Source organism: Mycobacterium sp. P7213 (assembly GCF_900604305.1).
Lineage (GTDB): Bacteria > Actinomycetota > Actinomycetes > Mycobacteriales > Mycobacteriaceae > Mycobacterium.
Window position 1 is genome coordinate 66,373 of sequence record NZ_UWOA01000023.1, and the last position, 6,147, is coordinate 72,519.

The following is a 6,147-nucleotide window of genomic DNA, read 5'->3' on the forward strand; positions in this document are numbered from 1 at the left end:
TACTTCACCCGCTGCAAGATCGGCGGTTCCTGATCACCGACCACCGGTGTAGTCGACGTGCCAGTGTTTGATGCCATTGAGCCAACCCGAACGCAGCCGCTGCGGGCGGTCCAGTGGCTTGAGGTCGGGGATGTTGTCGGCGATCGCGTTGAAGATCAGTCCGATGGTCATCCGTGCCAGATGTGTGCCGATGCAGTAGTGCGCACCAGTACCACCGAAACCGACATGCGGGTTCGGGTCACGCAAGATGTTGAACTCCTGCGGCTTGTCGAACACCGTCTCGTCGAAGTTGGCCGCGCGGTAGAACATCACCACCCGCTGCCCCTCTTTGATCAACGTGCCGTTCAGGTTGTGATCACGCGTTGCGGTGCGCTGAAACGATGTCACCGGAGTGGCCCAGCGCACCACCTCGTCGGCGGTAGTCGCCGGACGTTCTTTCTTGAACAGCTCCCACTGCTCGGGATGCTCGGTGAACGCCATCATCCCCTGGGTGATCGAGTTGCGAGTGGTTTCGCTACCGGCCACCGCCAACAGGATGATGAAGTAGCCCAGCTCGTCATCGCCCAGCTTCTCGCCGTCGACGTCGGCCTCGACCAGCGTCGTCACGATGTCGGGGCCGGGGTTGCGCCGCTTGAGCTCCGCGAGCTTGAGCCCATAGGTGATGATCTCCAGCGCCGAGGCCGCAGGGTCATAGTGCGCGAATTCGGGGTCGTCGTACGACGTCATCTGGTTGGTCCAGTCGAACAACTTGCCGCGGTCCTCCTGCGGCACCCCCATCAACCCTGCGATCGCCTGCAACGGCAACTCCGAGGCCACTTCCACCACGAAGTCACCGCGACCGCGCGCCAGCGCCTCTTTGGTGATGGCCTGCGCCCGCGCCTGCAGGTCATCGTGCAAGGGCAAGATGTGTCGCGGCGTAAAGCCACGGGAAATGATCCGCCGCTGCCGCGTGTGCTTCGGCGCGTCCTGGTTCAACATCAAGATCCGCTGCGCGTCGAGCTGTTCACGGGTTGTCTCGTCATGGAACCTGGGGATCGCCCCGTTGCGCTCACTGGAGAACACGCCGTCGAGCCGCGAGATCTCCTTGACGTCCTCATGGCGGGTGATCGCCCAGTAACCGCCGTCTTTGAAGCCGCCACTCTTATCGTCGGGCTGCTCGATCCACTTGATCGGCTCACTGCGCCGCAGTTCGGCGAACTCCGCATCGGGCAGTCGCTCGGCATAGATTTCCGGATCGGTGAAGTCGAAACCGGCCGGAATACCGGTGGCTGACGGGATAGTAGGGCTGGCCACGATGACAACTCCTCACTACTGAACCGCAGGAGAAACGATACGTTCTAGCGCCAGTAAAGCATGCCTTCACCTGAGACAAAAGGGCAGAAAGGCCCTGCGTCCAAGCCGGAACTAGAACACGTTCTACCGTGTCGCCAGGTGGCCATGACCTGGCCGAAACCCAGGTGTTACCAGCAGGGTAGGGAACGGTTGCACGGGAGCCGCGCGCGCGATAAGCCCAGCCAACTGGCGCCCGGGCGGGGCAATTCTATAACGTGTTCTACATGGCCGAACAGGAGTACGACGTCGTCGTGGTCGGAAGCGGCGGCGCCGGGATGGTCGCCGCGCTCACCGCCGCCCACCAGGGACTGTCCACCATCGTCATCGAGAAAGCCGCCCACTACGGCGGCTCGACCGCTCGCTCCGGTGGTGGCGTGTGGATCCCCAACAACGAGGTGCTGCAGCGCGCCGGCGTCAAAGATGACGTCCAGGCTGCTCGCACCTATCTGCACACCATCGTCGGCGACGTGGTTCCCGCCGAGAAGATCGACACCTATCTGCAGCGCGGGCCGGAGATGCTGTCGTTCGTGCTGAAGAACTCGCCGTTGAAGATGTGCTGGGTTCCCGGTTACGCCGACTACTACCCCGAGCAGCCCGGCGGCAAGCCCACCGGCCGTTCGATCGAGCCGAAGCCGTTCAACGCCAAGAAGCTGGGCGCGGACATGAACGACCTGGAGCCGGCCTACGGCAAAGTGCCGCTGAACGTCGTTGTCATGCAGCAGGACTACGTCCGGCTCAACCAGCTCAAGCGCCACCCGCGCGGGGTGCTGCGCAGCCTGAAAGTGGGCGCCCGCACCATGTGGGCCCAGGCCACCGGCAAGAACCTGGTCGGGATGGGCCGGGCTCTGATCGCCCCGCTGCGCATCGGCCTGCAGAAAGCCGGAGTTCCGGTGCAGCTCAATACCGCGCTGACCGACCTCTACGTGGAAGACGGCGTGGTCTCCGGTGTCTACGTCCGGGCGGCGGGCGACTCCGAGTCGAGTGAGCCGCGGCTGATCCGCGCACGGCGCGGGGTCATCCTGGCCAGCGGCGGGTTCGAGCACAACGAACAGATGCGGGTGAAGTACCAGCGCGCGCCGATCACCACCGAATGGACCGTGGGCGCCAAGGCCAACACCGGCGAGGGGATCGTGGCCGGCGAGAAGCTCGGCGCCGCCCTGGACATCATGGAGGACTCCTGGTGGGGGCCGACGGTGCCGCTGCCCGGGGCACCGTGGTTCGCGCTCTCGGAGCGCAACTCGCCCGGATCGATCATCGTCAACATGGCCGGCAAGCGGTTCATGAACGAGTCGATGCCCTACGTCGAGGCCTGCCACCACATGTACGGCGGCGAGTTCGGTCAGGGCCCCGGCCCCGGCGAGAACATCCCGGCCTGGCTGATCTTCGACCAGCGCTACCGCAACAACTACATCTTCGCGGGATTGCAGCCGGGACAGCGGATCCCGAAGAAGTGGCTGGAGTCCGGGGTGATCGTCTCCGCCGACACCCTGGAAGAGCTGGCGACCAAGACCGGCGTGCCGGCCGCCGCACTGGCAGCGACCGTCGAGCGGTTCAACGAGTTCGCGCGGACGGGCGTGGATGAGGACTTCCACCGCGGCGAGAGCGCCTACGACCGCTACTACGGTGACCCGACCAACAAGCCGAACCCCAACCTGGGCCAGATCGCGCAAGGCCCGTTCTACGCGGCCAAGATGGTGCCCGGTGACCTGGGCACCAAGGGCGGGATCCGCACCGACGTCAACGGCCGGGCACTGCGCGACGACGGCAGTGTCATCGCGGGACTGTATGCAGCAGGAAACGTCAGCGCACCGGTGATGGGCCACACCTACCCCGGCCCCGGCGGCACCATCGGACCCGCCATGACGTTCGGCTACCTGGCCGCCCTCGACATCGCCGGAAAGGCCTGATTATGGCGATCGATCTCGACGTCGCACTGGGAGCAGAGTTCGGCCAGGTCGAATTCTCCTGGACCGCAACCAATGTGCAGCTTTACAACCTGGCGCTGGGCGCCGGGTCGGACCCGATGGATCCGCGTGAGCTGAGCTACGTGGTGGACCGCACGCCGCAGGTGCTGCCGACCTTCGGCTGTGTCGCGGCCTCGTTCAACGAGGTGGACCCGCCGAAGGTGAGCTGGCCGGGGATCGAGATCGACCTGGCCAAGATCCTGCACGCCTCGGAGAAGGTGACCGTGCCGGCGCCGCTGCCGCCGTCGGGGAGTGCCCGCGCGGTCAGCCGAATCGTCGAGGTGTGGGACAAGGGCAAGGCCGCGGTGGTGGTGCTCGAGACGTCGGTGACCGGCACCGACGGCACGCCGCTGTGGACGCAGCACCGGTCCATCTTCGCGCGCGGCGAGGGTGGCTTCAGCGGCGAACGCGGGCCGTCGACGTCGAGCGAACTGCCCGACCGGGCACCGGATTTCGAAGTCGACATCCCGGTGTCCCCGCAGCAGGCACTGCTCTACCGGCTCTGCGGCGACCGCAACCCGCTGCACTCCGACCCGGCGTTCGCGGCCGCGGCGGGCTTCGACCGGCCGATCCTGCACGGCCTGTGCACCTACGGCATGACCTGCAAGGCAGCGGCGGACACCGCGCTGGACGGCGACGCCGGCGCGGTCCGTTCCTTCGGCGCCCGGTTCGCCGGCGTGGTCTTCCCCGGCGAGACGCTGCGGGCCCGGCTGTGGAAAGACGGCGATCGACTGGTGGGCAAAGTGATCGCACCCTCGCGTGACGATGCCGCCATCCTCAATGATGTGGAGCTTGTTACGGCATAGCTACTTCGACCTGAAACGGGCTTCTGGTGAGCGTGGCTTGGAGTGGTCACGGCCGGGATGAGCGAGTCTGTCATGTGATTGAGCCTTCAGTTTCAGTGGACACCCGAGACAGCGGTGCACGGGTTCGCTGGGAGGAAGTGGGTATGTCCAGGGCTCACCTCGAGCGCCCCTGATCGAATGGGCGATCTACCAAGCCGGTGGGCCGGTGGGCGTCGAGATCGACGAGGGTGGCCACCGGAACGAACCGCCGTGGGCTGATTCCGGCCAGTCGCTGCCGACGCATGGAGGCTGCCGCGGTCTTACCGGAAATGACTTCCCCGTCCTCACTCGGATCTGCAGATCAGCCCGGATCGCGGTGCGCCGTACACCTGACCGGAGACGTCATGGAAACGCCGGTCATCGGCACGATGGCGAGTTGACCTTCTCGACTTCGATGACCCGGTACGCTTCCACCGTTCCGTTCGGAGGCGACGAAGCTGCGGATTTTTCAAAAGCTGCCGGCCCGAACGCAATTCAGCGTTCTCTTCGCTCAACAGCACCCGCTCAGGACGCTCGTCAGCATTAAGCGCCACACCATTATTGTCGGCGTCGGACACCTCGCCGGCGGGGCGCACCCAGCGGCCCAACGCTTGCTCACCCACACCGATCTCGGCGGCCACATGGGCACGGGCCGACCGGTCTCGACTACCAGGCGGCCCGCCTGCCCCTGAAACGCCGGGGCGTACGTCTTGCGCTTGCCCGACATACGGACATCCGCCTCACGGGAACAGCAGTACCACCAGTCACGTGTCCACCAGCAGTCCTCGGCGTCCACGGCCAGCGCACAACTCTTATCGTTATTGATAATGATTTTCATTTTCAGTATGGTGAGCTCTATGACCGCGCCTATGTGGATGGCATCTCCTCCAGAGGTTCATTCAGCTGCGTTGAGCAGCGGCCCTGGGCCCGGCCCACTGTTGTCCGCCGCCGGCGCATGGTCATTGCTGAGCCTTGAGTACACCGCGATCGCCGAAGCGCTGCGGGAATCGTTGGCCGCCACCGAGGCCGGGGCATGGCAGGGACCCAGCGCCGCGAGCTACCTCGCCGCGCATCTCCCGTACCTGGCGTGGCTGACCAAAGCCAGTGCCGACAGCGCCGCGCATGCCTCCCTGCACGAAGCAGCGGCTGCGGCCTACGTCACCGCGCTGGCGACCATGCCGACGTTGGCAGAGCTGGCCGCTAATCACGCCAGCCATGGTGTATTGGTCGCGACCAACTTCTTCGGCATCAACACCATTCCGATAGCGCTCAACGAAGCCGACTACCTCCGAATGTGGGTCCAGGCCGCGACCACTATGGCCACCTACGAAGCGGTGTCCGGCGCAGCATTGGCCTCGGCGCCGCAGCCGGCTGTAGCGCCAACGATCGTCGACCACAGTCACGACGACCACGAGCACGACGAGCACCACGACCACGACCACGAGCACGAGCACGAGCACGAGCACAACGACGACGACGACCTGGATGGCGGTCACAACCACGATCACGCCAGCGAGGTCCTGGATCCGACTGACCCGAGATGGTGGGTGGCCGTATGGGGCGAACTGGGCTACTACGCCGAAGTGCTGCTGATCGACCTGCTGACCAATCCTGGCGCGTTCATGACCGACCTCACCTGGATCATCGCCGACCTGACGTTCCATGCCGCCCAGCTCGCGCCGCTGCTTAGCCAGCTGGCCCCGGCGCTGCTGCAGACGGCGCTGGCCTTGTCCATCAGCAACCTGGGTTGGGCGGCGAGCCTTGCCGGCCTGGCAGGCCTAGCTGTTCTTGACGGGCAGGTTGTGAACGCGTAGGCGTTCGATGGGGGTCTTGCCTCCGATGCCGGTGTGGGGTCGGTGGTAATTGTAGTGATGCAGCCAGTCTTGATAAGTCGCTGCGCGGGCGGTGTTGGACCGGTAGGTGTGGGCGTAAGCCCACTCGGCGGTCAAGGTGCGATTAAAGCGTTCCACCTTGCCATTGGTCTGCGGCCGATACGGCCGGGTCCTCTTATGCGCAATGTCTTCGCC

The 6,147-nt window shown here is 65.3% G+C and carries 5 protein-coding genes and 1 pseudogene; 3 read left to right on the forward strand and 3 right to left on the reverse strand.

All coding sequences use genetic code 11. From position 1 onward, the window contains the following. Window positions 1-33: 33 nt before the first annotated feature. Window positions 34-1,293, reverse strand: coding sequence for a cytochrome P450 (locus tag EJK91_RS11005; RefSeq protein ID WP_125078940.1), 1,260 nt, complete (start codon window positions 1,291-1,293; stop codon window positions 34-36). Window positions 1,294-1,556: 263 nt separating this feature from the next. Here EJK91_RS11005 and kstD point away from each other — a divergent pair, with 263 nt between their 5' ends. Continuing rightward, window positions 1,557-3,239 (forward strand): 3-oxosteroid 1-dehydrogenase, encoded by a 1,683-nt coding sequence (gene kstD / locus EJK91_RS11010; protein ID WP_125078941.1) that lies wholly within the window; start codon window positions 1,557-1,559, stop codon window positions 3,237-3,239. A gap of 2 nt (window positions 3,240-3,241) precedes the next feature. Continuing rightward, window positions 3,242-4,102 carry a MaoC/PaaZ C-terminal domain-containing protein gene (locus EJK91_RS11015; RefSeq protein ID WP_125078942.1) on the forward strand — a complete coding sequence of 287 codons (861 nt, stop codon included), beginning with the start codon at window positions 3,242-3,244 and terminating at the stop codon, window positions 4,100-4,102. Window positions 4,103-4,425: 323 nt separating this feature from the next. Here the strand turns inward: EJK91_RS11015 and EJK91_RS11020 are convergent, their stop codons facing one another. After that, the gene (locus EJK91_RS11020) at window positions 4,426-4,761 is read right to left on the reverse strand and encodes a hypothetical protein (RefSeq protein ID WP_125078943.1); all 336 of its coding nucleotides are present in this window, start codon (window positions 4,759-4,761) and stop codon (window positions 4,426-4,428) included. Window positions 4,762-4,977: 216 nt separating this feature from the next. Here EJK91_RS11020 and EJK91_RS22935 point away from each other — a divergent pair. Further along, a pseudogene (locus EJK91_RS22935) lies at window positions 4,978-5,931 on the forward strand (PPE family protein); the annotation flags it as partial. Here EJK91_RS22935 and EJK91_RS11030 read toward each other — a convergent pair. Then, the coding region (locus tag EJK91_RS11030) for an integrase core domain-containing protein (protein WP_164517934.1) at window positions 5,899-6,147 on the reverse strand (249 nt) is incomplete at its 5' end. The pseudogene EJK91_RS22935 and the gene EJK91_RS11030 overlap by 33 nt on opposite strands.